This window comes from uncultured Campylobacter sp. (assembly GCF_938030785.1).
In the GTDB taxonomy this organism is placed as follows: domain Bacteria; phylum Campylobacterota; class Campylobacteria; order Campylobacterales; family Campylobacteraceae; genus Campylobacter_B.
The window spans coordinates 1-1,536 of the sequence record NZ_CALHIK010000130.1; the positions used below are offsets into that span (position 1 = coordinate 1).

Genomic DNA, 1,536 nt, shown 5'->3' on the forward strand with positions numbered 1-1,536 from the left:
ACGGCGGTTTTGCCCTCTAATCGTTTCATACTTTTCCTTTCAATGCGTAAATTTATGCTCTAAAAATTTGAGCGAGACTTACGGATCTTGCAAACTTCGAAATTTTGCAGGCTTTGAAATTTTATTAACTTTAAAATTTCGCCCGCTTTAAAATTTCGCGGCGAAGCGAAATTTCATCTATAAAATTTTACTAACTTTAAAATTCTACCGATAAAATTTCGCGGCAAAATTCCATCGTAAAGCTCGCGGCGGAATTTCATCTGTCAAATTTCATCCGCAAAATTTTGTTCAAATTCCGCATGTCGCTCCGCTGAAATTTTTAGCCCGTTTTGCCTCAGCCGCAGCGGCTAAATTTTATATTTCAAGAGCGCATCTTTTTCGGTTTTGCTTACGCGGAAGCTATCGCGGATCTTTGATATCGCCTTGTTTTGGATAAATTTAGCCGCCCGCTTGCTCGCCAAAAACGCAAGCGTGATCTCGCGCTGCTTGATAAACATCTCCGCTATCGCCCACGCCGCGCCCATCTGCACATAGTACCGCTCGTCGCTTTCGGCGGCGCAAATTTCAAAAAATTCCTCGGGCGTGAGCGCGCCCATATTTCGCATAAAATAAACGTAAAAAAATCGCCTCTCAAACTCGTCCACGCCGCTTTTAGTCTGCTTTAGCAGCGCGTCCGCGAAAGCGGCGTCCCTGAATTTCGGAGCGAACATATCGCAAACCGCCCAATTTGGCATCGTTTTGATAAAATCGCTCGCAAGCGTGAATTTCGTCTCATCCTGCTTAAAAAGCATTATAAAAAAGCCCTTTAGCACGAACTCCTCGTGAAAGACGGGCTCGTAATTTTGCAGCTCTAGCCGCGCTTCATCTGCCGTGCTCAAAGCGGCGAAGCTTTTGCGGGCAAGCGCGCGAAGTGCCGGAGTGCGCACGCCCAAAATCTGCGGCGCGGGTATTAGGCGCTGCGAAAATTTCGCCAACTTCTCCTCGCTTAACGCCCGCAGCTGCCCTAGCATATTTTCTCGCAAATCCATAGCTTTCCTTTAAATTTTGATTTCAAATTTTAACTCACCAGGCGCAAGCTGATCTCGGCGCGCCGAAATTTAGCCGCACCAGATTATTTATTTAAACAGATCGCGCCGTATCCACTCAAACCAATCGCCCATGGGGTCGCGCACTACTTTAAAATCGCGCCCCACTCGCTCAAAGTCTTTTTTCTAAAAAAACGCGCCCAACTAAATCGCGCCGTATGTTGCCGGGCAGAGCAAGCCGTACCGCCAAAGCCGCTTAAATGAAACTCGGCGCGTCGTTTGAAAACAAAATCAGATCGCCGCTGTGCGTATTTTCGCTCAAAACCCGCTGCAGATCGCGCTTGTCCTTCAAAACGATAGTCTTTGCGGGATCAATCTTTCTTTGCAGAACCTCAGAATTTAGTTCGCCTGTAATGATCGCGAGATCGAAAATTTCATCGATCTTGGCGGCGAGCGTCTCGTTGTCCTCGCGCGTGCTCTCGACGATGCCCGGCGTGATGATGATCTTGCG

Annotated in this window: 1 protein-coding gene and 1 pseudogene; both read right to left on the reverse strand. The window is 47.7% G+C overall.

Going from position 1 to position 1,536, the window contains the following annotated elements; genetic code table 11:
* Positions 1 to 347: 347 nt before the first annotated feature.
* Positions 348 to 1,028, reverse strand: coding sequence for a DNA alkylation repair protein (locus tag Q0438_RS07410; protein ID WP_299189776.1), 681 nt, complete (start codon positions 1,026 to 1,028; stop codon positions 348 to 350).
* A 253-nt stretch (positions 1,029 to 1,281) separates the two neighbouring features.
* Positions 1,282 to 1,536: pseudogene (locus Q0438_RS07415) on the reverse strand (UDP-N-acetylmuramoyl-tripeptide--D-alanyl-D-alanine ligase); the annotation flags it as partial.